The organism is Spirosoma fluminis, assembly GCF_054778895.1.
In genome coordinates this window covers 130,901-154,147 of record NZ_BAAGZD010000011.1, presented here as the reverse complement: position 1 = coordinate 154,147, position 23,247 = coordinate 130,901, and the positions used below count along the sequence as shown (strand labels likewise).

The following is a 23,247-nucleotide window of genomic DNA, read 5'->3' as shown; positions in this document are numbered from 1 at the left end:
ACGAGTTATGACGTACCATTTACAAAATCACCGGGTTTAGGTCTCCTGCGTGACCAGGCGGGCCTGGCTATTCAGTTCAGCTTACGGCCTTTCCACGTGTAGCCTTTTCCTTGCGCGGCCAGACCGAAGAATACGACGTAGAACGGATACAATAACTGCGTCAGCGGAATAAAGTTCACAGACGATTTTTTTTGTAAAAAAACAAGAACCTGACGTAAAAACAAAAACTCGGTTACAACCTTCAAGCCAACAACGATAAGAACCGCATTACCGTGTATCAGACCCAATCCCCACCCACCAACTGCTGCGACCGGCGCGGCATTACTTAAAAACACAAATACGGCCAGCAGCGAAGGTACCCAGCTCGAATAAGCCCGCCATTTACTGGCCCAGCGCTTCCGCTGGTTATAGAACGCCCGCCACGACCGGTGCGGCTGGGTTTGTACGATGGCTTCCCGACTTTTCAGAAACCGAATCCCGTCCGGATAGCGGGCGGCCACTTTATGCATCAGCAATTCGTCATCCCCCGAAGCCAGCTGATCGACCCCGGCAAATCCGCCCACTTCCGCGAATACCTCCTTTACGTAGCATAGGTTCGCTCCGTTGCACATCGTCGGCCGGCCCAACGCCAGCGTGCAGGCTCCCGACCCGATCAGGCTGGAAAACTCCACCGTTTGCAAGGAGTCAAAAACCGAGGTTTCGGTTGTAAACGTAACCGGCCCCGTAATCATTTTTGCGTTCGTTGCCCGATAGAAAGCCGCAAACGCGTGAATCCAGCCTGGCCCGACCCGGCAATCGCCATCGGTAGTAATAATCAGTTCACCCCTGGCGAGAGCAATGCTTTGGCTGATTGCCCGCTTTTTAGGCGACGCGCTTCGTTCATCCGTCAGGGGTACAGGCCGCAACGTATAGGGAACCCGGCTTACCTGCGCCTGAATTAAGGCCAGGGTGTTGTCCGTGGACGAATCGTCGGCAACGATAACCTCAAAGTTGGAATAGGTTTGCCGATTCAGATCGGCCAGCAACTGTTCGATGTGTTCCGCTTCATTGCGCACCGGGATGATGACCGTGATAAATGGACCATCTACTACGTTCTCATCGGCCTTGACCAATGGCATCCGGAGCCACGTAACCCAGAGTGTTAAGGCAAATAAGGCGTAGAGACCGCTGATCACCACCAGAGAAATCGTCATTCGGCGGTTAGTTTAAGTTTCCAGACCCAGAATAACCCGGCCAGCACAGGGGTCAGCACATTCGCGAGCCAGAGCGTGAGTGTCGCTGTCAGCAGAATGGGTGCCGGGACGGCCGTGGGCGCAAACACCCACAGCGCGGCCGCTTCCCGCACGCCCAGATCGCTCAGCAGATTAAAGGCGGGGGTCAGCGTCTTGACCAGAAACACCAGTCCGATACCCGATGCCGATACGTCGGCGGGTACATGTACGCCAACCAGCCGCAGGGCCAGGTAAAACTGGGTAGAAAAAATCAGGTAGCGAAGCGCTGCGGCTCCGAGCGCTAAGCCAATTTCGCCATCGGTGTAGTGGGCGGCTACGTTCCAGTAGCGCACGAACCGGCTCAACGCCGAACGTCTTTCGAACCAGCGTAAGAGCGGTCGACGAATCAGCGCGAACACGATGCCCAGTCCCGATAAACCCGTGAGTACCGCCAGCAGCCATCGTCCGGCCGTGGTGTTTCGCTCCGGAGCCACAACCAGGTGATGCGCCCAGGCGAGTGTGCCAAAGACCAGCGCTACGTAGAACTGCATGCCCCCCGATACCAGCGAGGCCCCAACGGCGGCTCCACGGTCACCGCTTCGCAGCGACAGCACCCGGCCGGCTGTATCGCCCAGCTGCGCCGGTAACGCAAATCCTAACGACACCCCGGCCAATACCCCCCGGTAAGCACTCCAGAAATGAGTCGTTTCGACGCGCTGGAGCAGAATATACCATTTCAGCGATTCAAAGCCCCAGTTAACGGGGGTCAACAGAAGCAGCGCACCTGCCCATAGTTCGGGATGGTCAACGGTCCGCATCTGCTTGCGCACGCTATGCCAATCGACCGGTTGCTGCCCGACAACGTAGCTGATGTAGGCAACGAGTCCGGCAAAAACGACGATTTTACCCCAAAACGCGATTTTTTTAGTTTGTTTAAGCGACAAAACGTATGAGAAAACGTTACTTTGCAAAAAGCTTAAACGCCCAATCATGATTATCTCCCCCAAACCTGTCGTTACGTCCGAGAAAATAATTCTTGGTGTAGACCCCGGCACCCAGGTAGCCGGTTACGGCATTATCTCGGTCAGCGGAGGAGTTATGCGTATGATTCAGTACGGCGTTGTTCAGCTGAGCAAATATAGCACCTACCAACTGAAGCTTCAGAAACTTCACGAAACCATTATCCGGCTCATCGAGGAATACAAGCCCGACGAGATGGCTATCGAAGATCCTTTTTTCGGAAAGAACGTGCAGGCCATGCTGAAACTAGGCCGGGCGCAGGGTGTCGTGATGGCCGCGGCCCTGTCGCGCAATATTCCAATTGTTGAATACGCTCCCCGGCGCATAAAACAGTCCGTTACGGGCAACGGTAATGCGTCCAAAGATCAGGTGTCGCACATGGTGGGCCACCTGCTGAAAGAAGACCTGAATCCGCAATTCTTCGATGCGACCGACGCCCTGGCGATTGCGGTATGCCACCACTTCCACGAAAACGCCCTGCCGACGGTCTCAAACAAGAAAACGAAGAAAGGAGCCTGGGGTGCCTTCGTGAGCGAGAACTCCGGCCGCATTAGCGGGTAAGTTTCGCCCAATCTTCAATCGGCCAAAGTAACGAACGTTTTATCGCAACCAGGTTCTGGCTACTGATATCTCTGACTATAACCTGTATGTCAGAGTATAGCGGATACTGCCCCGGTAGCGGTAGATTAACAACGTACAGACAGAAGGTATAGGTCTGCCATCGTTCAGCGCCGGTTTCCAGTTTAACTGATTAGGTGTCCATTCCGGCAGGTTCCGCATCGTACGCTGAACGTAACCGGATATGGTAGCTGGTTGCGGCTCAACGCCTAACCCCGCGTTTACTACTGACTTTACGTCAATGATCTGCCCGATTTCGTTGATGGTCAACGTAGCGGTGATGGTTCTGACTCGAAACCCATCGACCACGGCCTCGAATTTTTGCTTAAGATAGGTCGACAGGTCATTGGCGCTGCCTGTAAACTGCGCGGGCTGATAAAATGGTTCGCACGCCCTGACGCTCCCGTCGGGGGTGTAACATTGACTTTTCTTGAGGTGGCCGTGGCGGTAATAGTCCCGGCGTTTGATGGCTCCATCGGTATAGAAAACCATAAAAGGGCCCGTAAGCAGACCATCTTTATAATCGCAGGTTAGGTAGACCTGCCCCGTTGGGTACATAATTTTCGTCGGTCCATAGCGAACAAGTCGGCTCAGGCTGTCCAGTTGAAAGCCATTAGCCAGCGTTTTGGGCAAAACGGTGTACGTATCGAGTCGGTAGAGCGTACCATTTTTTTGCAGCGTCCGTACGGTAAAATACTGATCTCGTCGGCCGAAGTAGCTGATTTCCTGGTTATAATCCGCGTATTCTCGCCGAATCGTCGCTTTTGAACTCGCCGTTGTCAAACCAGATTGCGCCAATGTGGGTTGACAGATCAGAACGCAGCCCATGAAGAGATAGAGCGCACGCATACAATTTCCGGTTCAAAGCCGCGGCCCGGGTTATTCCGGGCAGTTGACTTTATTTAGCCAATATACACAATGGCCTTTTTCCAGAAAACCATTCATTTACCAGCTTATCCACGGGGCTTTCATTTGATCACGCGCGTGATTGAGCGGGAGTTTACTGATTTCCAGCAGATTCGAATTGGCTTACTGCACGCATTTATTCAGCACACCTCCGCCAGCCTCACCATCAACGAGAACGCCGATCCTACCGTGCGGGGCGACTTCGAGCGTTACTTTAACAAGACAGTGCCCGAGAATGCACCCTATTACCAGCACGACTACGAAGGATCGGATGATATGCCCGCGCATCTGAAAGCGGCTATGCTCGGCCACTCGGTCAGCATTCCGATTACCAACGGCCGACTCAACCTGGGAACCTGGCAGGGCATTTATCTGGGCGAGCACCGGAACCAGGGCGGTTCCCGAACGCTGGTGCTGACGGCCTGGGGCGAATAAATTCCCTGTTGTTGCATGCCGCCCCGCGAGTCTGCATACAACAGGGAATCAGAGAGTCGCGTTAACTTCAATAGGTTTCGTACTCGAAGCGCAGGGTCTCAACCGTAGTGCCGCTCACCTGAGTAATCCGGCTGGTTGGCAAATTGCTGCTGTTATACGTGTAGGTATAGGTCCTGGTCCCGTCGGAAAGCACATTGTTCTGGCTTAGGTTGAGCAGGTTATCGATACCCCCGTAATACGTGTAATACGGGCCAAATGAACCCGAAACAGGAGAAGGACCAAATACGCTCGGTGCCGGAATAAGGAATGTCCCGTAGAACGGATTTATCTTGTCGTCGTAGGTATACGTTGCCTTTGTTGATCGGGTGAAAACAGGCACGTTAGGCCCACCCGAACGCCCTACCCTAAACTCCTCCGTAGCAAACGTTACGTTATTTCCCGTAAAGGTTAAGGCTCCACCGCCACTGGACGTCAAACCGCTCACCCCGATTGATTTGTTGTATCCTGACACCTGATTTGCGGCCGTATAGCTGGGTATTATAAAAAATGTCGACGGCGCGTGACTAAAATCAGATATCTGACCAGCCGCGTTGTATCGGTATCTGTAGGTTTCCGAATTCGATCCCCGTCTGACTACCGTGCGCTGAGCCTGCGTGAGCCGATTTTGGCCGTCGTACTCATACACCGTGTTTTCTACCGGCGCTGCGCTGCTATCGGGCAGTTGATAAGCAATCAACAGGCTGAGCCGACCCTGACTATCGTAACGAAACGAACTAACCTTATTCGGCGCATTGGGCGTTTCCTGCGTGATGGTTTTAACCCGGAGCCGCCCCGCCGATGAACCAGGCGATACGACAGTGATCCGGTGATCGGTACAGGACACAACCCAACCGATGAACAGAAAACAAACAAGATAATGAAGCATACGGGTATGGAACATAAGAAAATTGCGTTAAATACTGGTTAAATTTTTCTTTACTAAATGCAATTTTACAGATAAACCATACCCGCTAACCAAACAAGCGAGCATCCACGCCTACAATTTATTTATCGGCTATAATCGCCTGCTTAAGCTATAAAACCTTTATTATGAGTTACTTGTAAGACTTGCATTTGGCGCAATTGCTTTCTTTCACTCAACGTAACAGCCGCCATACTTCGTCGACGCTCGTAACGGGCAGCTGACACGCCCGGTTGTAGCAGACGTACACTGTCGTTTGTCCGTTGATCGCGTTCCGTTGTTGAAGCAGCGGCAAATTATCCCGGCCGGCTTCGGTTGTATCGCTCGTCCCACACAAGACTTTGTTGGGGTAAAACTCCGCGTCGATCTGCGCCCGAAACTGCTCGGCTTCAGGACCAATCAGGGCTATTTCGGCCGTGGGGCGGGTCCGTATGGCAAATACGGCCGCCCAGTTAGTGAGGTAATCGGCGTTTTGCTGCACCAGTGGCTGTATTCGCCCCAGCATTCGATCGGCTCGTTCGGCATAGTCGGGTCGTTCCAGCAACAAGCTCAGGGCATACAGGTTTTCGGCCATCATCGAGTTGGATGCCGGTATTACGTTGTCGAACAACTCTTTACGCCGGGCAATCAGCTCTTCGCTGTTTTTGTCGGTAAAGAAGAGCATCGGATCGGTCCCTCCTTCCGACTCGGTATTATCGACAAAATTGGTGAGCACATATTGCATTAGTTGATCGGCTTCGTGTAGCCAGCTTTCGGCAAACGTGGCCTGATACAGCGCCAGCAAGCCGTCGATCACGGCCGCGTAATCATCGAGGAAACCGGCCTGTTTGGCTCTCCCCTGCCCGCCGGGGGTAGTTTTGTACGTATGCCAAAGCCGACCGTTACGACTGTCCCGCATTTTTTTCAACAAAAAGAACGCATTGCGCAGGGCCAGCGTCAGAAACTCGGGTTCGCCGAATACGCGATACGCCGTAGCCAGCCCTTTGAGCATCAGCCCATTCGACGAGCACAGTATTTTATCGTCCAGGCCCGGCCGGATCCGTTCACTACGTACGCGCATCAGGCGGATATGCGTAGCGTCCAGCCGAACGTTCAGATCAGCCAGTGTCCAGCCCATCCGTTCGGCAAACGATTCGTCGCTTTCAGTCCGGTGCAGAATGTTACGGCCATGTTCCCAGTTGGCCACTTCCGTGAGTTGGTCCACCGTTGTGGGAGACGCCGGGGCGGTGGGCAGATGGTATAGTTTAGCGAACCAGTCGTAGTCGGCACCCAGTATCTCCTGCAACTCCCGCGTAGTGAAGGTATAAAACTTACCTTCTACTCCTTCGCTGTCGGCATCCAGCGCGGAGTAAAAGCCACCTTCCGGACTCAGCAGCTCGCGCTGCGCAAACGCAATGGTCTGGTAAACGACATGCTTATACAACGAACTTTTGGTGAGGCTATAGGCTTCGGCGTACAGCGTCAGCAGTTGGCCGTTGTCGTAGAGCATCTTCTCGAAGTGGGGCGCAAACCAGTCGGCATCGGTTGAATAGCGGGCAAAGCCACCGCCGAGCTGATCGTAAATACCGCCCAGGGCCATGCGGTCGAGGGTTAACGTTACCTGATGCAGGGCCGCGTCGTTACCCGTAGTGTCGTAGTAACGGAGCAGAAACCGCCAGATGCTGGGCATCGGAAACTTGGGGGCCCGGCGCATACCGCCTTTCTCGTCATCGGCTTTTACGGCGACTTTCCGGTAAAGTACATCCAGCGTTTCGGGCGCAAACAGTGGGTCGTTCTGGGTCAGACCGTATCGTTCGGTATCGGTCAGGTTCAGTTCGATGGCGAATCCTTCAGCCGATTTTACCAGATCGTCGCGGTGTTCGGTAAAAGCCGCCCGAACGCTGTCGAGCAGATTGATCCAGTTAGCTTTGGGCAGGTACGTAACGCCGTAGAACGGCTTGGCGTCCGGCATCAGAAAGACGTTTAACGGCCAGCCTCCCTGCACTCCCATCGCCTGAACGGCTTCCATATAAATCGTATCAACATCCGGGCGCTCTTCCCGGTCGACTTTTATGCAAACAAAATGCTGGTTCATGACCCGCGCTACGTCTTCTTTCTCGAACGATTCGCGCTCCATGACGTGGCACCAGTGGCAGGCTGAGTAGCCAATGCTGACCAGAATTGGCTTATCTTCGGTGATGGCCTTGGTCAGCGCTTCTTCCCCCCACGGATACCAGTCGACCGGGTTTTCGGCGTGCTGGAGTAAATAGGGACTGGTTTCGTAAATCAGTTGATTAGGCATACGCTCGTTACGTGTCGATGGTTATTTTCGGGCCGGTCAGCCGCTTTAGATCCGAACGGATCAGTTATGGATAACAATTTTTTTGATTTGCTGCCCCGTGTCGCTACTAATGCGCAGCCAGTAAACTCCGGGAGCCAGATTGGCCGTATTCAGCACTTCCTTAACACTGTTAACCTCTTTTTTTAACCTGGTTTGGCCTTGTATGTTCAGAAGTGTCAATTCGGTTTTGCGACCCGGCAGACGCTGGAACTCGATGGCAATCGCCGTTGTAGCGGGGTTCGGGTATACCCAAACATCACCCAGCACCGGCTCGACTGCCGTTACGGCGCTCATATCGAACCGGCACAAATACACCTCCCGGCCGGTCAACTCAATGACCTGCTGCCATGCTTTGTAACGTACCATAACCGTTGTTTTCTGGGTTTCGCTGGCGTACGGGTTCTGGGCCGCAATCAGAATGTTATTGTTTTTGACGACACCCCGCCAAACGGGCAGTTGCTTGTCCATCAGATCACGGGCGGGCGTTTCGATCACCAGCTCGTGGGGTCCCTGAAACATATCGGCAAAGCGCGAAAGCCGGTACAGGCCATGCGTAAACTGTTCGTAGGCGGCATACACATCCGTGCGGCTCCGGTCCAGCCCCGGCTCTTCCCATAACCACAAGCCAGCAGCTCCGGAGAAAAACGGGAAAATAGCGGTAGCCTCGGCCATGAACGGCTGGATGAACGACGGGTAGCTGCTCGACGAGTTGTGGTAACGCAGCCATACCCAGGGGATTACCGGCTTGCTGCTCCACGCCCGGTTTACTTCGACCTGAAACAGCAGGTAAGCCAGGTAATCTCTCGCCAGTGGATTCGGATAATCATAGAAGTAATACGCCGAGGGCGACAAGACGTCTAACTGCTCGTAGTACGGTCCTCCAACCCTTCGCTCGGTTGAATCTTTGACCAGATAATTCACATTCGTGAGATTCGTTGTCCAGTCTGACCAGGAGTAAGTCGGTACGTTCAGATACGTATTGAGCACGGGCGTATCGGCATAGCTGCTGATCGTTACGCCGGTCAGGTCCGCCCGCTGGCGGATATACCGCAGCCCTTCGGCGTACAGATTCCGAATGGCTATTTTATAAGCCGCAATAAAATCGGCATCCGACAGCTTCCGATACGTATCGGGCACCTGCGCATCCTGCTTCAGCCGTAGGATGCGGCTGTCAGTTTCCTGAATCCGTTCGATGTCGAGCACCAGCCGACTGCGTTGGAGCACGTACTGGCCCGCTGCGTTTTTCTGCCCACCCGACACTTCGCGCAGAAACTGCTCCCATTTAGCCCGGTACGCCGTGAGGTCGTTTGCCCAGGGGCTCTCGATTGTTTCCCAGGGCTGATTCAAACCCGTAGCAAAGCCGTAATACACCAGGGCCAGGTGCGCTGGCTTTACCAGCGTACCAAACTCGCTGTCTTTAGCTTCCGCCAGGTGGCTAAAGCCGTGTTTGAGCGGGCTGGCCTGCGCATCGTCGAAGCGAGGACCGTTGTAAATAACCGGAAACGGCAGGCTGAACTCAGGAAATTTGTTCCACTCGATGCGGTTCGGCTGGCTAACGGGCGTAAACGTCAGCCGGTCGGCGCACTGCTGCTGAGCGACTCCCGACCAACCATTCGCTAGTATAAACACGAGCAACCATACCAAAAAAAAGCCAGATCGAACCCTCATTACTTATTTTTTGGCCAAAGTTAAGCTATCGACAACATAAGAAGGTTCACCTTCCGTTTTTGCTGCCTTTCATAAGACAGGTAGCGGAAGTGCCATTTTCGTTTGTTTCCGGCGACTGTTTCAATAGGGGTTTAGTGTTGTTTGCAACGGCTGTGGACGATTATTCAAACACCATACTCCGTAACTCCTCGCTTTCTGAGTCAGACCAACGTATTTATGCCTCCGCTCGGTGGGAGGGAGTACAAAAGCATTACGTGAACAAAACTCCGTTCTCTGCTGGCTTTTTCTATCAAGGGCAGTGAGTGGACCTTTGCGCATCATAGCGAATAAAGAAGTTTATCCACGTTAAGCGAGCCAGTCGGAAGACCACCGGCGTCAATACCACAATTAAGCTGATCAAGACAATCAAGAATTGAGTCAGCTCCCAGTTCAGCATGACTTCGAACAGGATAAAACAACCCACAATCAAGGCAGTATAATAGGCATAACTCACGTACAGAGCGCCAGTGTAGTAGCCAGGCTCTCGCTCAAAGCGTTCATCGCAACAGCTACAGCGCAGATTCATCTGGTCAAAATGCCTAAGGTTATAGGGATTATCAACGGCAAAGAATTTCCCCCGCTGACAACGAGGACAGGTGTTAAGAAGAATGCTGTAGAGTTTAGTGCCTTTGCCCAAAGTAATCATGAGACGGAGCCGTCCAGAGTCATAGTTTCTTAAGATGAACTACGCCTTTAGACGAGTTAGTGTGTTATGATTACTATTAAACCACCCCCGTTGTTTGCTCCTGTTAAGCGTGGATGTTACGGGGCCCCCTTCCCGTCTCGGCTGCACACCGATCTGCTTATAGCCATTTGAGAGAAGTTATCTTTTGAGCCCGATGGGTATTTTATTTCGCTGGCCATTCCGTCTGGACTGATATGCAACCGGCGAAGTGACCATTACTTAAACTTCCGTGGTCGAATTTGCAGGTGTGGTAATTTCTAAAAAGGGCGTGGGTGCAGGTTATTTTTTCGAATATCGTCTTCGGTTCTGGGTAGCAAGACCGTCCTCAAGTTTTGCTCAGCCTCCGCTTGTACCTGTTCTATAAACGGACGAAAGTTAGTATGATACGCTAAAAAGGCGTTCCCAACATTACCGTTCTGCTCGTACAAGGCATCGGCCAAGGCTGCTGCTCCACTTATCGCCAGAGAGCCACCCATACCCGCAGCCGGAGACGCACAATAGGCGGCATCGCCGACTAAGGCCACACGACCTTTCGTCCAGGATGGCATTTTGATTTGATAAAATTCAACAAAGTAAAAATTATCCGATCGTTGCATTTCCTCCAGCAGCTCAGCAGTTCGCCAGCTTTGTCCGGCAAACTGCTCCAGAATCAGCTGTTTTTGCTGCTCCTTGTTGCGATAATCGTATGGAATTTCGGTATCTGAAACAAAACTGAAAATAATATCCGTCTTATTGTTGTACGCGTTGAGTGCAATTGACTTGCCAGGTAGTCTGTACATCTGCATGCTCTTTGGTTTGATCAGCAGTTTATTCAAAATGGTAAGTGAGCCATATGCCTGCAAGAAATGAGCGTAGGTAGCCTCCTCACCAAACCAAAGCTTTCGTACCCCCGAATGGATGCCATCGCAGCCAATCACCAACTGAAAAGAGCGTTGTGGGCCATTTTTAAAATTGACAACGATAGCCTCATCGGTCTCACAAAGGGCCGTGATGTTGTCGCTGAATAGGAACGTTACGTCGTTTTGCAAACTCTGAAACAGAATATCAATAAAGGCATGCCGTTCGATCTCGATTTCGTCAGAAGCTCCGTCCTCCAGTTGAATCGAGCCTTCCGCCACATCGTCAGCATTCTTAAACTCTACCAAATCAACGTGTAAGCGGTGTTGTTTCAATTGGTCATACAGGCCCATGCGTTTCACTACGTCAATGGCATCGCCCTTTACATCAACGGCGGCTCCATTGATGCGGGGTTCGCTGGCTAGTTCAACAACCGTTACGGTATACCCGAGCCGATTCATCCACCAGGCGGTGCAAAGTCCGGCTATGCTTGCCCCAGAAATGAGCACTTCTTTTCCTTTTACTGCGTCCATTGTGTTAACGATTTTTGATGACACAAAGGAACTCAGCCTAACTGGGGTCCGAAATGACAAGACAAAGTAAGTATTGGACTAATCGAGGTTTTTGATTCGGAAGGCCAAAGCCGTCATGCCCGTTGTTTTGGTAAAGAGCCGCGAAAAATATGGATAATCGTCGTACCCTAATCCGGCGGCAATTTCTTTTACCGATTGATCGGAGTGATAAAGTAACCGCTTAGCTTCCAGAATGATACGTTGCTGAATGTGATGCGAAACAGAACGACCAGTCGTTTTTTTAACGCACTCATTCAGGTAAGCAGTCGATACGTTTAGTTGCTGGGCGTATCCTGCCGGGCGTTTGATGGTCGTATAGTTACGTTCCAGTAGGTGTCTGAACGCTTTGGTCACCAGGTCAAACCGAGAAAATTTATCGGGTGATTTCGCTTGTTCTAAATAGGCTGAAAGAACCAAAGCAACCAACGTATTACAAGCATCTTTTAACAACGAGTGGCTTAGTCGGTTGCTTCTGCGTTCCGACAACTTCAGGCAAAGTGAGGAGGCTTCGGCTAGTAAGTCGAATGTTTCGGGCGATAGCGACAAAGGTTTTGTGGGAACAAGGTCTTCCAGTAATTTCAGATACTCAGGGTTCAGATTTTCATTCGTAATGGCCAAACTAACAACGGTTACCTGCTCAAACGCAGTTGTACGGTGTACCTGATCAGGGTGAATGTAGATGACTGACGAGGGCTTTATTATAAACTGCTGAAAATCGATGTCAATATGAACGGTTCCTTTTTCGAGCAGGTGAAATGTATGAGTGTTGTGCCGATGTACTTGTCGATCTTCTCCAACGGTATCAGATTTATCTGAGAGGGGTAGATGCTGGAAAGCTATTTTTTCTATAGCCATTCCAGCATCCAGATCGTCAGTCATGGTATTGACCGGTATGGATTTTATTTGTTTAGCCACTAGTTTTAGTCTCAGTACAGAGAATCACAGGCTTCTATGCCACTAGAAGATCTCGCAGGGATACGTAGCTGCTGGTTTAACCATCAACTACAAAGTGAAAGTGTATCTGAAACCTACCTTAGGTCTTGCTTATTCAGGAGTTGAATTCAGGAGCAGCTGGATCTAGCCAGGCGATTTGCTGATGAGGAACGTGTACCTGCCCTAAAATATGTTTGTATAGCTCCAGCCGCCGGGTGTTTCGATAGCGGTGCCCGCCAGTTTGAAATAGCTTTTCAGGCGTGCAAGTCGTTACTACGTCATCATCTAACTGGCGACATTCAACCAAATTACCCCCGAATGGGTTAATGATCATCGAGTCCTTCAAATGGATTGAGAACGTTGCCTTTCTGAAGGGTATGTAAAGATAGCCGAAACAGGTTTTCCCGTTGGCATGGCCATCCCGGGTAGTGACGATGCGACGGACTCATATCTTCCGCTCTTCTTCGACGAGCGGAAGATATGAGTCCGTTGAAAATAACGGGGTGATACGGCGGAAGGCAGTCCGGACTTCCTTGCTGGCTACCCCATTTTTCACAAGAAAAGAAAGGACCAAGGTTAAGTAAACAAATTGACCAGACAATAAGAGTTTAAGCTAAACCCCAGACAGCTTATTTTGCAGAGCCCGGTGAATAGCATAGCGAAAATCACAACCTACTGATTCCTAGCCGCATAAATAATACCACTTGTTTTTTGACCAAATCGCAAGGAATTTTGCCCGAGACGATACAGCCTGGCCGGATTGATGCGTAAACGATTCGCTGGTTTCTGTTCGTTACTAGTCCGATACGTATCACTGATCATCGTCCTGCCAACTGATTCTCTTGTTATGAACACAATTCGATTCCTGGTTGCCTTCCTATTTATTGCGGCTACCCTAACCAGTTGTAAAAAAGACGAGGGCGCAACGCCCACGACCTCCTCGCAAACAGACCTGTTGGTGGCCAACAACTGGCGGACCGTTCGGGTTACTAATCCGGATGGGCAGGAAATTAACCGCACCCGACTCAATCTCACGACCCAGATTCTGTATGACCTGAATATGCAGTTCCGGAGTGATGGTTCGGTACGAGCGCTGGACCCGAATCAGTCGAATAAAGTGATTAACGGGGGGGCCTGGAAACTGGCCGCCGACAACCAATCGATTGATGTCGACGTAACGGGCTTTAAAGGCAACTTCCCCATTGTGCAGCTCAACCGGACTAAACTCATTCTCCGCCAGCGCGCTCCGGTCGATGGCAAAGATGCCGACATCAACCTCGAATTTGACCCAACGCTTTAATCAAAGAGTGAACGTGATAAAGAGTGAAAGAGCGGTTAAAATTTGGCGTCAGCTATTCACTCTTTCACTCTTTACCTCTTTCGCTCCGCTTCGGCGGTCCGATTTAAACTATGCTTCGTTTCGAAACTGAGCCGGGCTTTTTTGTTGCCGCCGACGCCTGGGGCGATCCTTCTCATGAACCGGTCCTGCTGCTGCACGGTGGTGGGCAGACCCGTCACTCGTGGGGTGATACGGCCCGATTGCTGGCCGAAGCGGGTTGGTATGCCCTTGCGCTGGATGCCCGTGGTCATGGCGATAGTGACTGGTCGCCGGAAGGGCATTACGAACTGGATGATCTGGCAAAAGATGTACGGGCCGTTATTGCGCAGCTTTCTCAGAAACCGGCTCTCGTGGGTGCTTCGATGGGGGGCATGACGGCCTTGATTGCCGAAGGCGAACGATCTCCCGGCTCCTCTTCCATCTGTACCGCTATTGTACTGGTCGACATTGCCCCGCGTGCCGAACAGAAGGGCATCGAACGCATTTTTTCCTTTATGAGTGGTAATCAGCACGGGTTCGCGAGCCTGGACGAAGCCGCCGAAGCGGTAACCGCTTACCTTCCCCATCGCCCCCGGCCATCGGACCACAGCCGACTGGAGAAAAACCTGCGCTTCCGCAACGGCCGCTACTACTGGCACTGGGACCCGAAGATGCTGGCTTTATGGCGGCAGCACACCCTGCCCGATAGCAACGGCCAAGCGCGCCACCTGCTGTACGAAGAGCGATTGTACGAAGCCGCCCGCGCCCTGACCGTGCCGACGCTTATTGTGCGCGGGGGCATCAGCGATGTTGTCAGCGAAAACGTAATGAGTGAGTTTCTGGATGCGGTGCCCCACGTACAGAGCGTCAGCGTTGCCGAAGCAGGCCATATGGTTGCCGGTGACTCAAATCATGCCTTCACAAAGGCGGTAATCGGGTTTTTGAAAGAGCGAATGCGTGAATGAGCGAAAGAGTGATTTAACTTTACCACCGTCACCACTAAGCACTTTCTGCTATTTCGTTGCCACTCAACGAAGAGCATCGCTCATTCACGCATTCGCCCGTTCGCTACATGAAGAATTCCCCCCGTATCCTGACCGCCTGGACTTTTTACGACTGGGCCAATTCGGTTCATTCATTGGTCATTGTCTCCAGTATCTTTCCCGTTTACTTCTCAGCAACGGCCCTCAACGAAGCGGGCGGGCCGGTGATTAATTTCCTCGACATTCCGGTTAAGAATTCGGTCCTGTTTTCCTACACGATTTCGGCGGCTTTTCTGTTTACGGCCCTGCTTTCGCCGTTGTGCAGCGCCGTTGCCGACTACAGCGGCCGGAAGAAAGCGTTCATGAAAGCCTTCTGCTACACAGGAGCCATCAGTTGCAGTCTGCTGTATTTCTTTACGCAGGAAACGACCACGTTCGCGGTGATCTGCTTCTGGCTCAGCCTGATCGGCTGGAGCGGCAGCATCGTGTTCTACAACTCCTACCTCCCCGACATCGCGACCGAAGATCAGGTAGACCGGGTCAGTGCGCGGGGGTTCTCGATGGGCTACATCGGCAGCGTACTGCTCATGGTGTTCAACCTCTTGGTAATCCTGAAGCGCGACTGGTTCGGCAACATTTCCGAAGCGATGGCCTCCCGGCTGGCTTTCCTGACGGTTGGGCTGTGGTGGATTGGCTTCGCCCAGATTCCGTTCAGCCGCCTGCCGGATGGCACCCGGAAAGCGGCTGCCCCCGGCAATTACCTGCTCAACGGCTTCAAAGAGCTACGTAACGTCTGGGCTCAGATGCAGGAACGCCCGCTGATCAAGCGGTTTCTGGTCTCGTTTTTTGTGTACAACATGGGGGTGCAAACGGTCATGTACGTAGCCACCATTTTCGGGAGTGACGAGCTGAAACTGAAAGGGCAGAGCTTAATCATCATCATCTTACTGATTCAACTGGTGGCAATTCCGGGGGCGTTCGGCTTCTCCCGATTATCGGAGCGCATTGGCAATACGTATGCCCTGATGGTGGCGGTTGTGATCTGGATCGGGGTCTGTGCAGCCGCCTATTTCATACAAACCGAAGGTCAGTTTTTTGCCCTGGCAGCCGTTGTTGGGCTGGTCATGGGTGGTATTCAATCGCTCTCGCGGTCAACCTATTCCAAGCTCATTCCGGCCACGACCGACACGGCCTCGTACTTTAGTTTCTACGACGTAACGGAAAAAACGTCCATTGTGATTGGTACGTTGGCCTATGGCTTGATCGAGCAGTTGACGGGTAGTATGCGGAACAGCGTACTAGCCTTGCTTGTGTTTTTTGTGATCAGTTTCCTGCTGCTGTGGCGCATTCCATCGCAAAAAATCTATTCGGCGGATTTGCAAACGGAAGAGGTTTTGTAGTATGTTTGCAACCGCAAAGGAGGTTAGCTCAGTTGGTTCAGAGCGCTGCTTTGACAGAGCAGAGGTCAGCGGTTCGAGCCCGCTACTTCCTACCCAAAGCCCCAAATCGATCCGATTTGGGGCTTTTTAGTTTAACGTGGGTTATGAATAATGGTTGACGCTCGGCCCGCTACGGCAAACGATGCATAACCAGGCAAACGGGTGATGGAATAGACAGCTCGTTGCCAGTGGCGGTCAATTCACCCGTGGCTGCATCATGCCGGAAAATAGTGATGTTGTCGCTTTCCTGATGCCCGACCCATACGTACTGTCCTTGCTCGTCGACCAGAAAGTTTCGGGGCTGCTCACCGCCTGTGTACTGCAAACTCTGGTAAGTCAGCTTACCATCATCACCGATGGAAAAAACGGCCAGCGTGTTGTTGCCCCGATTCGTTACGTATAGATACTGACCCGTAGGATCAACGTGGATATCGCCACCTGAGCGCTCGCCAGCGTACTTTTCGGGCAGGAAAGACACATCATCTTCAGCCAGTTCGAACGTATCAGTCTGGACGTTACGTCGGAGAATGGCCACAGTTGAACTCATTTCTTTAACGCTGTAGGCAAACTGATCCTTGGGATGTACAGCAATCGACCTTGGTCCCGACCCAGCCGCGACCGATACGTAGGGCGTTTCGTGAGGAGATAATTTACCTTGTTCTTCATCGACTGCATAGATGTGAATCTTGTCGGTACCCAAATCCGATACGTACAAAAACCGGCCGTCAACCGAGCGAATGGCCGAATGCACGTGGGGCGCATCCTGTCGCTCTTCGTCAATTCCTTTGCCCGTGTATTTAAAAAGTTGTGAGACCTCTCCCAACGAGCCATCGTCCAGAATCGACAGCACCGTCAGGCTACCACCGCCGTAATTAGAAACGAACGCCAGTTTTCCGCTTTGGTGAATGCTGATGTGGCAAGGGGCCTGCCCCTGCGTGAGTTGTTGATTGATGAACGTCAGCTTGCCCGATTGCTGATCGATGGCATAGGCATTAACCGTTCCGGAATGGTCCTCGCCCTGATCGTCTTTTTCATTGACCGCATACAAAAACCGCCCCGAAGGGTGGATAGCCAGGAACGAAGGACTATTCGGATTGTCGACGGTTTGACGAAGGCTAAACGTACCGGTCGAGCGATCGAACGCGAAGACGTAAATGCCTTTGCTGCCCCGAACCGAATACGTTCCGACATATAGAATTTCGTTGAAAGACGGGTTTGGTACCATACTGTTGAGTGAAAAGAGAAATCAGCGCTTTGTTAGGCAACTCGATTCTCAACAGCAGGTTTGGTTGGATGAGCTTAGGTGTCCTGACACGATCTGTTATTGGCAAAACACACCGGTGAAAGGCGTTGACGTAGCGATTGCGGCCAACGCCTTTCACCCATCACAAAAAGCCGCGTCCCGATATCGGGACGCGGCTTTTTGTTGAGCTTATCTTGTTACCGTCTTTTCTTGCCCGGCCGGTTGCCCGAAAATTTCGACTTGCCCGTATTATCTGTGTTCGCGTTGCCTTGCTTTGAGCTCCCCAGCAACTTCTCCGCCAGATCGGGACGGTTCAGCTTATTCAGCCGGTTGCGAATCCAGTCTTTATATTCCGGTTTGTACCAGAAGAAATAGCGGTTCTGCGCCTGCTTTTCATCCCGCGTCTTGGCCGTTTTAACGGGCTTGAGCGTGTAGGGGTGCACACCGGAGTAATAGATGACCTCGGCTACTGTCATTGGCGTAGGCGTAAAGTCCTGCACCTGTTCGAGCTGGAAACCCATGTCCTTCGTTTCAGCGGCCAGGTTCGCCATGTCCTGCTCTTCGCAGCCGGGGTGCGACGAGATGAAGTACGGAATCAGCGGCTGTTTTAGGTTGTGCTTGTCCTGAATCCTGTCGTACTTCTTCTTAAACAGCTTGAAATACTTGAACGACGGTTTGCGCATGACCCGTAACGTATCGTCGGCGGTATGCTCGGGAGCGACTTTCAACCGACCCGATACGTGGCGCGTAACGAGCTGCTCCATGTACTCGTCGTGGTTGCCGTCTTCATTATTTTTGTTGAAGTCATCGACCAGCAAATCATAGCGCACACCCGAACCGACGAACGCCTTTTTGATATTCGGATTCGCGTCGACCTTGCGGTATAGTTCCGTCAGGGGCTTGTGCGACGTATCGAGGTTCGAGCAGATAACCGGGTGAATGCAGCTCGGACTCTGGCAGCGGGCGCAGATGGATTCATCTTTGCCCTTCATCTTGTACATATTGGCCGATGGGCCGCCAAGGTCCGAGATATAGCCTTTAAACTCGGGATGCTTCGTAATCTCGTCGACTTCTTTCAGTACCGATTTTTCGCTGCGCGACGCAATGAACTTGCCCTGGTGGGCCGAAATGGTGCAGAAGCTACAGCCGCCGAAACAGCCCCGGTGCATATTCACCGAAAACTTAATCATTTCGTAAGCCGGAATTGGGCCGCGTTTCTTATACTTTGGATGCGGCATGCGGGTGTACGGCAGATCGAACGACTTGTCGATTTCGGTCTCGTCCATCGTTTTGAACGGCGGATTGATCACCAGTACCTGGCTGCCCACCTTTTGCGTAATCCGGTTCGCCTGCCACTTATTCGACTCTACTTCAACAATTTTGAAGTTAGCCGCGTACTTGATTTTATCCTGCAGGCACACCTCGTGGCTGGCCAGTTCGACCGTATTCCAGTTGTTGTAATCACGCAGGTCGCCGGTATACGTAGCGTGCATAAACGCCACCTGATTGATGTTCCGCATCGATGAGAACGGTACGCCTTTCTGGACCAGTTTCAGAATCTCGCGCAGGGGTTGCTCGCCCATGCCGTACACGAGCATATCAGCCCCCGAATCGGCCAGGATGGACGGCATCAATTTATCCTGCCAGTAGTCGTAGTGCGTAACCCGACGTAACGAAGCTTCAATACCACCGAGCAAAACGGGTACGTCGGGGTACAGTTCCTTCAAAATCCTGGTATACACGATGGTGGCGTAATCGGGCCGGAAACCCGCTTCACCGCCGGGCGTATAGGAATCGTTGGAGCGCAGGCGCTTGTTGGCCGTGTAATGGTTCACCATCGAATCCATACAGCCCGCCGTAACGCCAAAAAAGTATTTAGGGCGACCAAACTTTTTGAAGTCGCGCAGGTCGTCTTTCCAGTTGGGTTGAGCGATAATTGCCACGCGAAAGCCTTCGCTCTCCATGATACGCCCAATCACAGCGGTTCCGAAGGCCGGGTGGTCAACGTAGGCATCGCCCGACACCAGCACAATGTCCACCTCATCCCAGCCCCGTTTTTCAACTTCCTGTTTTGTCAGCGGCAACCAATCTGTAAGGGGTCTTTCAATCATGAGTCTGTGCAATTAGCTACCTGGAAAACGTTGAATTTAGGAAATAATTCACCCAAACGCCAACAAATCACGCACGCTCCGAAGCAGACGTAACGTCGGAACCAGTACTTCCCATGAGACCGGTGCCTTAGCGGATAAAGGAATGCGGGGTATACGCACGTTCTCGCGCATAGACCCCGCAGTTACTTTGTGTTTGGTTATTTCTTGGCTGGTTTTTTGAAGACGGCCTCGTCAACCGGCCCGTTGATGGTGATTTTTTCGGTGTTAAACGAGATCGTTCCGGCCTGGGGCGACTCCATCTGCATCGTATTGGCGAACTTTATCCCGTCTTTATCTTTGTAATTCGAGAAAAGTACATCGCCCGGTTGCCCGTTCACCATCATGCTCACTTTACTCACCATATACGTGGCCGCATCCAGGTACTCGTCCATGGTCTGGCCTTCTTTTGTGGTGATTTTCAGGTGGTACGCATCTTTGCCGTCTACTTTTTCCTTGCCGACCAGCTCAACCTTATTTCCTTTTGCTTTGTAGTTGACCAGAGGACCAAACGGATCGAGCTGACTCAGTTGCTGCTTCACCTGATCGGCGGGCATATCTTCGGGTTCTCCCGTACCGCCCATCATGGTCGGGCGAATCATCCAGCCCGACGTACCGTCAACGACCTGCACCATGGAGTTACCCATAACCGACGATTCAGTACGCATGGCTTTGCCGACAACAACCGTTGACTTGCTCGGAATTTCCATCCCCTGCACTGATAGTGAACGTTCAGTATATACCGATTGAACGCTGCTTAGTTTGTCCATACCGCCCATCGCAGCGACGTGCTTGTCGACAATTTCGTCGACGGTCTGGGCCTGCGCACCGATGGAGAAGCAAACGGCCAGGGCCGCCGACAGAATAAAGTTGGTTTTCATGATTGAATGCGTTTTGGTTGGGTGATACGTTTGGAAACGGGCAACAAGATACTTCAAATTTAGCAGATCAGCTTACCTATGGGCGAGATTGCCCTCCGGCGGGAGCGCTACCGCCCTGCGTTTGTCCGCTGCCGTCGCTTTTTACATCGTCGTTATTAACGGACTTGGCTTTACGGCGGGGAGCGTCCATCGTCATCTTGCCAATTTTGAGCGTAAAGGTCAGGCGGACACCGCGGTTGTACAGATACACATCGTTGACCTGGTTGAACAGCGGAGAGTTCAGGACGGTGTGAATATTAAACCGGCTGTTCAGGAAGTTTTCGGCCGCTAAGCCCAGACTGGCTTTTTTGTTGTGAAACTCTTTCTTCACGCCCACGGTATAGAAGCCAAAGCCGCCCTGCCGCCCCTGCAGCAGCACCTGAGAACCCTGCAAAAAGCCGAACGCCTGCGCGCCCCAGCCGTTTCTGAACGTAGCGTTCATAAAGGTGCCTCCACTTACGTTGAAGCCGCTGTTCGTCAGGTTGGCTGATACGCCATCCCGGCCCATTGCCTGCCCGGTTAAGCTCGAATAGAAAGCGTTCAGAAACAACCCAACGTTAATTTTCGACGTAGCGGCTACGTTGGCGAACAGGTTGGTGCCATAGGCGTGCTGGCGGCCAATGTTCTGATACGTCGTTATAACCGCACCGGCAAGCGTATCAGACGGTTGCGTAACCTGGGTGATGGCGTTGTTGGTGATCCGGCCGAAGAATGTCGCGTTAATGAACGTCTTCCCAATGGTTTTGCTCACAGCCAGTTCCATGTTGTTAGTCAGCTCCGGCCGTAACCGGGGGTTACCGATCGTAATATTCTGCGGATTGGCCGCGTTAAAGTTCGGGTTTAACTGCTGTAAGCCGGGCCGCTGAATCCGGCGGTTGAAACCTAGTTTCAGCGTGGTTCCTTTGATGGTTTTCGACGCGTTGACGCTCGGCACTAACACGCCATAATCACCCACGCCCAGGTTACCGCCCTCCCGCGTGCTGGCGTCGATAAAGGTGTGCTCGTACCGCAGTCCGCCTTTGAACGTGTAACGGCTTTTGGTAGTGTAGGTGTACGACGAATACCCGGCGGCAATGTTCTGATGGTACGTTAACTCACCCAGCGTATTGTTGGCTTCGGTGGTAAACTGACCCGATGGACCAGCCAGCAGGTATTTATAATCGCTGTTCACCTCCCGAAAAATGGCTTTTCCGCCAAATTCCAGCAACTGATTTTTCCGAATTGGCGTCTGATAATCGGTTTGCAGGGTAAATTCCTGGTTGACGTTCTTGTTCAGGTTACGTTGCCGGGCCGTCAGTGCACCCCCGCCCGTTAGCAGGTCGGCGTCGAAGTTATTGGTCAGGTCGTTACGGCTATACAAGGTCGAAATGCTCCACTCCTGCTGCGGTTTGAATGTATGCAGGTAATCGATATTCGCGTCCACCGTTCCCGACAGGTTCTTGGCATCGACGTTCCGGTTTGCGGTTGATCCTAACGTTCCGTTGGTAAACAGTTGAGTGACCAGGTCCTGCTGGTTCTGCATGTTCCGAACGCCATAGCGAACACCCGCGGTCAGGCTCTGATTTTTGGCGAGATCGTAATCGAATCCCAGGTTATACTGCCCGAACAGACCTGAACTGTGTCCATTTCCCGCCTGGCGGGTCAGCGTCGTTACGTCCCCTACCCGACTCGTCTGGTCGAGATTGGTTTTGGTGATGGTATTGTACATGGCCCGCCCAAAACCACCCAGCGTGAACCCAGTCTTTCCTTGGCGGTAATTTCCGTTAAGCGACAGCATCGAGCCCCGGTTGCCCACGCCCGAGTCGACATTCAGGTTAAGGCCCTGTAAGCTGTTCTTTTTGGTAACGATATTGATAATACCACCCGACCCTTCGGCATCGTACTTAGCCGAGGGCGAGGTAATCACTTCCACCGTTTTGATCTGATCGGCGGGAATTTGCTTCAGCGCATCCGCTACGCTGCTGGCTACAATCGTCGAGGGTTTGTTGTTGATCAGGACCCGAATGTTCTGGCTGCCCCGGAGCGATACGTTTCCATCCAGATCTACTGTCAGCATGGGTACTTTACGTAGAATGTCTGTAGCGTCACCGCCTTTGGCCGTAATGTCTTTTTCGGCATTGTACACCAGCCGGTCAACTTTTTCTTCAATCAGTGCGCCCTGCCCGACCACCGTCACTTCCTGAAGGGTTTTGACACTGGACGCCAGTTTGACCACGCCCAGATCGAGCGACTGGCCGTTGGTGAGCGTAATATCGGACAGAATCCTGTCGCGAAAGCCGACGAAGCTAATGAGCATCCGGTACTGGCCAGCGACCAGCTTGGTGAGGGCAAATTTACCGTTTTCGTCGGCCACCGTCCCGTCTATGGTTTTTCCGGTTGCCTTGTTGATGAGGGCAATGCTGGCAAACTCAACGGCTTTTGCCTGGGTTGAATCGACGATGGAACCCATGATTTTAGCATTTCCCTTGGGAGTCTGATCGCCAGCCGTGCCGGGCAGCGCCTTGGTGGGAGCAGCACCGCCCATGGACGGAAACTGTGCATTAGCCGGTAAACTTTGGGTAACTACGAGTAAAAAAAGGACAATAAGTAAGCCGTTAGGTTTCATAAACTTGGGAGTTGACGCTGTAAAGGTGTAATGGGAAGGCAAGCGGTGAAATGAAAAAGGGATGAGTGCGGGTTTTAGCCCGACAGATATTTGTTTTTGGCTGACGAACGAACGTAGCACAGTACGTACGGTTCGTTTTCGGGTTTGAAAAGTTGCTTCACCCAGCTCGACAGCACTGATCTCAACTTACAGCCTAATCCGTTGGTGCGGAATTACAATGCTGTGTGTTCGCTTTGTTGATTATCGACTATCGCCTATGTACAGGCCCTGCAATAGTTTTCTCGTAGCAGGCGATGGAGGCTGTCAGCGGATGTTTGATGATTTGAAAAAGCGGCTCGACAACATTAGTCAGTTCAGCGGGTATAAATAAGACGGTGAGTACCGTAT

Annotated in this window: 18 protein-coding genes and 1 tRNA gene; 6 read left to right on the top strand and 13 right to left on the bottom strand. The window is 52.2% G+C overall.

Annotated elements, in window-relative coordinates; all coding sequences use genetic code 11:
- Nucleotides 1–71: 71 nt before the first annotated feature.
- Together ACYVBJ_RS14970 and ACYVBJ_RS14965 are read right to left on the bottom strand one after the other, a co-directional pair.
- Entirely contained in the window at nucleotides 72–1,193 is a 1,122-nt protein-coding gene (locus ACYVBJ_RS14970) for a glycosyltransferase (RefSeq protein ID WP_460983118.1), read from the bottom strand.
- Nucleotides 1,190–2,155 carry a lysylphosphatidylglycerol synthase domain-containing protein gene (locus ACYVBJ_RS14965; RefSeq protein ID WP_460983117.1) on the bottom strand — a complete coding sequence of 322 codons (966 nt, stop codon included), beginning with the start codon at nucleotides 2,153–2,155 and terminating at the stop codon, nucleotides 1,190–1,192. Before ACYVBJ_RS14965 ends, ACYVBJ_RS14970 begins: the two co-directional genes overlap by 4 nt.
- Nucleotides 2,156–2,201: 46 nt before the next feature.
- Between ACYVBJ_RS14965 and ruvC the strand changes: the two genes are divergently transcribed.
- A complete protein-coding gene (ruvC, locus tag ACYVBJ_RS14960; RefSeq protein ID WP_460983116.1) occupies nucleotides 2,202–2,792 on the top strand; it encodes a crossover junction endodeoxyribonuclease RuvC in 591 nt (196 codons plus the stop codon).
- 75 nt (nucleotides 2,793–2,867) lie between these two features.
- On the opposite strand, the gene ACYVBJ_RS14955 is transcribed toward ruvC, so the two are convergent.
- Nucleotides 2,868–3,698, bottom strand: coding sequence for a toxin-antitoxin system YwqK family antitoxin (locus ACYVBJ_RS14955; RefSeq protein WP_460983115.1), 831 nt, complete (start codon nucleotides 3,696–3,698; stop codon nucleotides 2,868–2,870).
- 69 nt (nucleotides 3,699–3,767) lie between these two features.
- On the opposite strand from ACYVBJ_RS14955, the gene ACYVBJ_RS14950 reads away from it, so the two are divergent.
- Nucleotides 3,768–4,190 (top strand): secondary thiamine-phosphate synthase enzyme YjbQ, encoded by a 423-nt coding sequence (locus ACYVBJ_RS14950; protein WP_460983114.1) that lies wholly within the window; start codon nucleotides 3,768–3,770, stop codon nucleotides 4,188–4,190.
- A gap of 67 nt (nucleotides 4,191–4,257) precedes the next feature.
- Here the strand turns inward: ACYVBJ_RS14950 and ACYVBJ_RS14945 are convergent, their stop codons facing one another.
- From ACYVBJ_RS14945 to ACYVBJ_RS14920, 6 genes are all read right to left on the bottom strand, one after another.
- Nucleotides 4,258–5,115 (bottom strand): hypothetical protein, encoded by an 858-nt coding sequence (locus ACYVBJ_RS14945; protein ID WP_460983113.1) that lies wholly within the window; start codon nucleotides 5,113–5,115, stop codon nucleotides 4,258–4,260.
- Nucleotides 5,116–5,326: 211 nt separating this feature from the next.
- Nucleotides 5,327–7,432: a thioredoxin domain-containing protein gene (locus ACYVBJ_RS14940; protein WP_460983112.1), complete on the bottom strand. Its 2,106-nt coding sequence runs from the start codon at nucleotides 7,430–7,432 to the stop codon at nucleotides 5,327–5,329.
- Between the two features lie 60 nt (nucleotides 7,433–7,492).
- Nucleotides 7,493–9,139, bottom strand: a complete 1,647-nt coding sequence (locus ACYVBJ_RS14935; RefSeq protein ID WP_460983111.1) for a T9SS type A sorting domain-containing protein — start codon at nucleotides 9,137–9,139, stop codon at nucleotides 7,493–7,495.
- A gap of 289 nt (nucleotides 9,140–9,428) precedes the next feature.
- Complete coding sequence (locus ACYVBJ_RS14930; RefSeq protein ID WP_460983110.1) at nucleotides 9,429–9,704, bottom strand: DUF983 domain-containing protein; 276 nt, start codon at nucleotides 9,702–9,704, stop codon at nucleotides 9,429–9,431.
- Between the two features lie 416 nt (nucleotides 9,705–10,120).
- On the bottom strand, nucleotides 10,121–11,233 hold the full coding sequence (locus ACYVBJ_RS14925) for an FAD-dependent monooxygenase (RefSeq protein ID WP_460983109.1): 1,113 nt from the start codon (nucleotides 11,231–11,233) through the stop codon (nucleotides 10,121–10,123).
- Between the two features lie 78 nt (nucleotides 11,234–11,311).
- The gene (locus ACYVBJ_RS14920; protein WP_460983108.1) at nucleotides 11,312–12,151 is read right to left on the bottom strand and encodes an AraC family transcriptional regulator; all 840 of its coding nucleotides are present in this window, start codon (nucleotides 12,149–12,151) and stop codon (nucleotides 11,312–11,314) included.
- A 901-nt stretch (nucleotides 12,152–13,052) separates the two neighbouring features.
- Here ACYVBJ_RS14920 and ACYVBJ_RS14915 point away from each other — a divergent pair.
- The 4 genes from ACYVBJ_RS14915 to ACYVBJ_RS14900 all read left to right on the top strand — a co-directional run bounded on the left by ACYVBJ_RS14915 (nucleotide 13,053) and on the right by ACYVBJ_RS14900 (nucleotide 15,998).
- A complete protein-coding gene (locus ACYVBJ_RS14915; protein WP_460983107.1) occupies nucleotides 13,053–13,505 on the top strand; it encodes a hypothetical protein in 453 nt (150 codons plus the stop codon).
- Between the two features lie 110 nt (nucleotides 13,506–13,615).
- Entirely contained in the window at nucleotides 13,616–14,488 is an 873-nt protein-coding gene (locus ACYVBJ_RS14910) for an alpha/beta fold hydrolase (protein WP_460983106.1), read from the top strand.
- A gap of 107 nt (nucleotides 14,489–14,595) precedes the next feature.
- Entirely contained in the window at nucleotides 14,596–15,906 is a 1,311-nt protein-coding gene (locus ACYVBJ_RS14905) for an MFS transporter (RefSeq protein ID WP_460983105.1), read from the top strand.
- A 17-nt stretch (nucleotides 15,907–15,923) separates the two neighbouring features.
- Nucleotides 15,924–15,998, top strand: a tRNA-Val gene (locus ACYVBJ_RS14900).
- Between the two features lie 77 nt (nucleotides 15,999–16,075).
- Here ACYVBJ_RS14900 and ACYVBJ_RS14895 read toward each other — a convergent pair.
- The 4 genes from ACYVBJ_RS14895 to ACYVBJ_RS14880 form a co-directional block, all read right to left on the bottom strand.
- A complete protein-coding gene (locus tag ACYVBJ_RS14895) occupies nucleotides 16,076–17,170 on the bottom strand; it encodes a lactonase family protein (RefSeq protein WP_460983104.1) in 1,095 nt (364 codons plus the stop codon).
- A gap of 215 nt (nucleotides 17,171–17,385) precedes the next feature.
- Nucleotides 17,386–19,299 (bottom strand): YgiQ family radical SAM protein, encoded by a 1,914-nt coding sequence (locus ACYVBJ_RS14890; RefSeq protein WP_460983103.1) that lies wholly within the window; start codon nucleotides 19,297–19,299, stop codon nucleotides 17,386–17,388.
- A 197-nt stretch (nucleotides 19,300–19,496) separates the two neighbouring features.
- A complete protein-coding gene (locus tag ACYVBJ_RS14885; protein WP_460983102.1) occupies nucleotides 19,497–20,216 on the bottom strand; it encodes an outer membrane lipoprotein-sorting protein in 720 nt (239 codons plus the stop codon).
- Nucleotides 20,217–20,292: 76 nt separating this feature from the next.
- On the bottom strand, nucleotides 20,293–22,860 hold the full coding sequence (locus tag ACYVBJ_RS14880; protein WP_460983101.1) for a TonB-dependent receptor: 2,568 nt from the start codon (nucleotides 22,858–22,860) through the stop codon (nucleotides 20,293–20,295).
- Between the last annotated feature and the right edge of the window lie 387 nt (nucleotides 22,861–23,247).

Coding starts and splice junctions, on each gene's coding strand:
- ACYVBJ_RS14970 (WP_460983118.1), bottom strand. CDS start 1,193: ATGACGATTTCTCTGGTGGTGATCAGCGGTCTCTACGCCTTATTTGCC.
- ruvC (WP_460983116.1), top strand. CDS start 2,202: ATGATTATCTCCCCCAAACCTGTCGTTACGTCCGAGAAAATAATTCTT.
- ACYVBJ_RS14955 (WP_460983115.1), bottom strand. CDS start 3,698: ATGCGTGCGCTCTATCTCTTCATGGGCTGCGTTCTGATCTGTCAACCC.
- ACYVBJ_RS14950 (WP_460983114.1), top strand. CDS start 3,768: ATGGCCTTTTTCCAGAAAACCATTCATTTACCAGCTTATCCACGGGGC.
- ACYVBJ_RS14945 (WP_460983113.1), bottom strand. CDS start 5,115: ATGCTTCATTATCTTGTTTGTTTTCTGTTCATCGGTTGGGTTGTGTCC.
- ACYVBJ_RS14940 (WP_460983112.1), bottom strand. CDS start 7,432: ATGCCTAATCAACTGATTTACGAAACCAGTCCCTATTTACTCCAGCAC.
- ACYVBJ_RS14935 (WP_460983111.1), bottom strand. CDS start 9,139: ATGAGGGTTCGATCTGGCTTTTTTTTGGTATGGTTGCTCGTGTTTATA.
- ACYVBJ_RS14930 (WP_460983110.1), bottom strand. CDS start 9,704: ATGAATCTGCGCTGTAGCTGTTGCGATGAACGCTTTGAGCGAGAGCCT.
- ACYVBJ_RS14925 (WP_460983109.1), bottom strand. CDS start 11,233: ATGGACGCAGTAAAAGGAAAAGAAGTGCTCATTTCTGGGGCAAGCATA.
- ACYVBJ_RS14920 (WP_460983108.1), bottom strand. CDS start 12,151: ATGACTGACGATCTGGATGCTGGAATGGCTATAGAAAAAATAGCTTTC.
- ACYVBJ_RS14915 (WP_460983107.1), top strand. CDS start 13,053: ATGAACACAATTCGATTCCTGGTTGCCTTCCTATTTATTGCGGCTACC.
- ACYVBJ_RS14910 (WP_460983106.1), top strand. CDS start 13,616: ATGCTTCGTTTCGAAACTGAGCCGGGCTTTTTTGTTGCCGCCGACGCC.
- ACYVBJ_RS14905 (WP_460983105.1), top strand. CDS start 14,596: ATGAAGAATTCCCCCCGTATCCTGACCGCCTGGACTTTTTACGACTGG.
- ACYVBJ_RS14895 (WP_460983104.1), bottom strand. CDS start 17,170: ATGGTACCAAACCCGTCTTTCAACGAAATTCTATATGTCGGAACGTAT.
- ACYVBJ_RS14890 (WP_460983103.1), bottom strand. CDS start 19,299: ATGATTGAAAGACCCCTTACAGATTGGTTGCCGCTGACAAAACAGGAA.
- ACYVBJ_RS14885 (WP_460983102.1), bottom strand. CDS start 20,216: ATGAAAACCAACTTTATTCTGTCGGCGGCCCTGGCCGTTTGCTTCTCC.
- ACYVBJ_RS14880 (WP_460983101.1), bottom strand. CDS start 22,860: ATGAAACCTAACGGCTTACTTATTGTCCTTTTTTTACTCGTAGTTACC.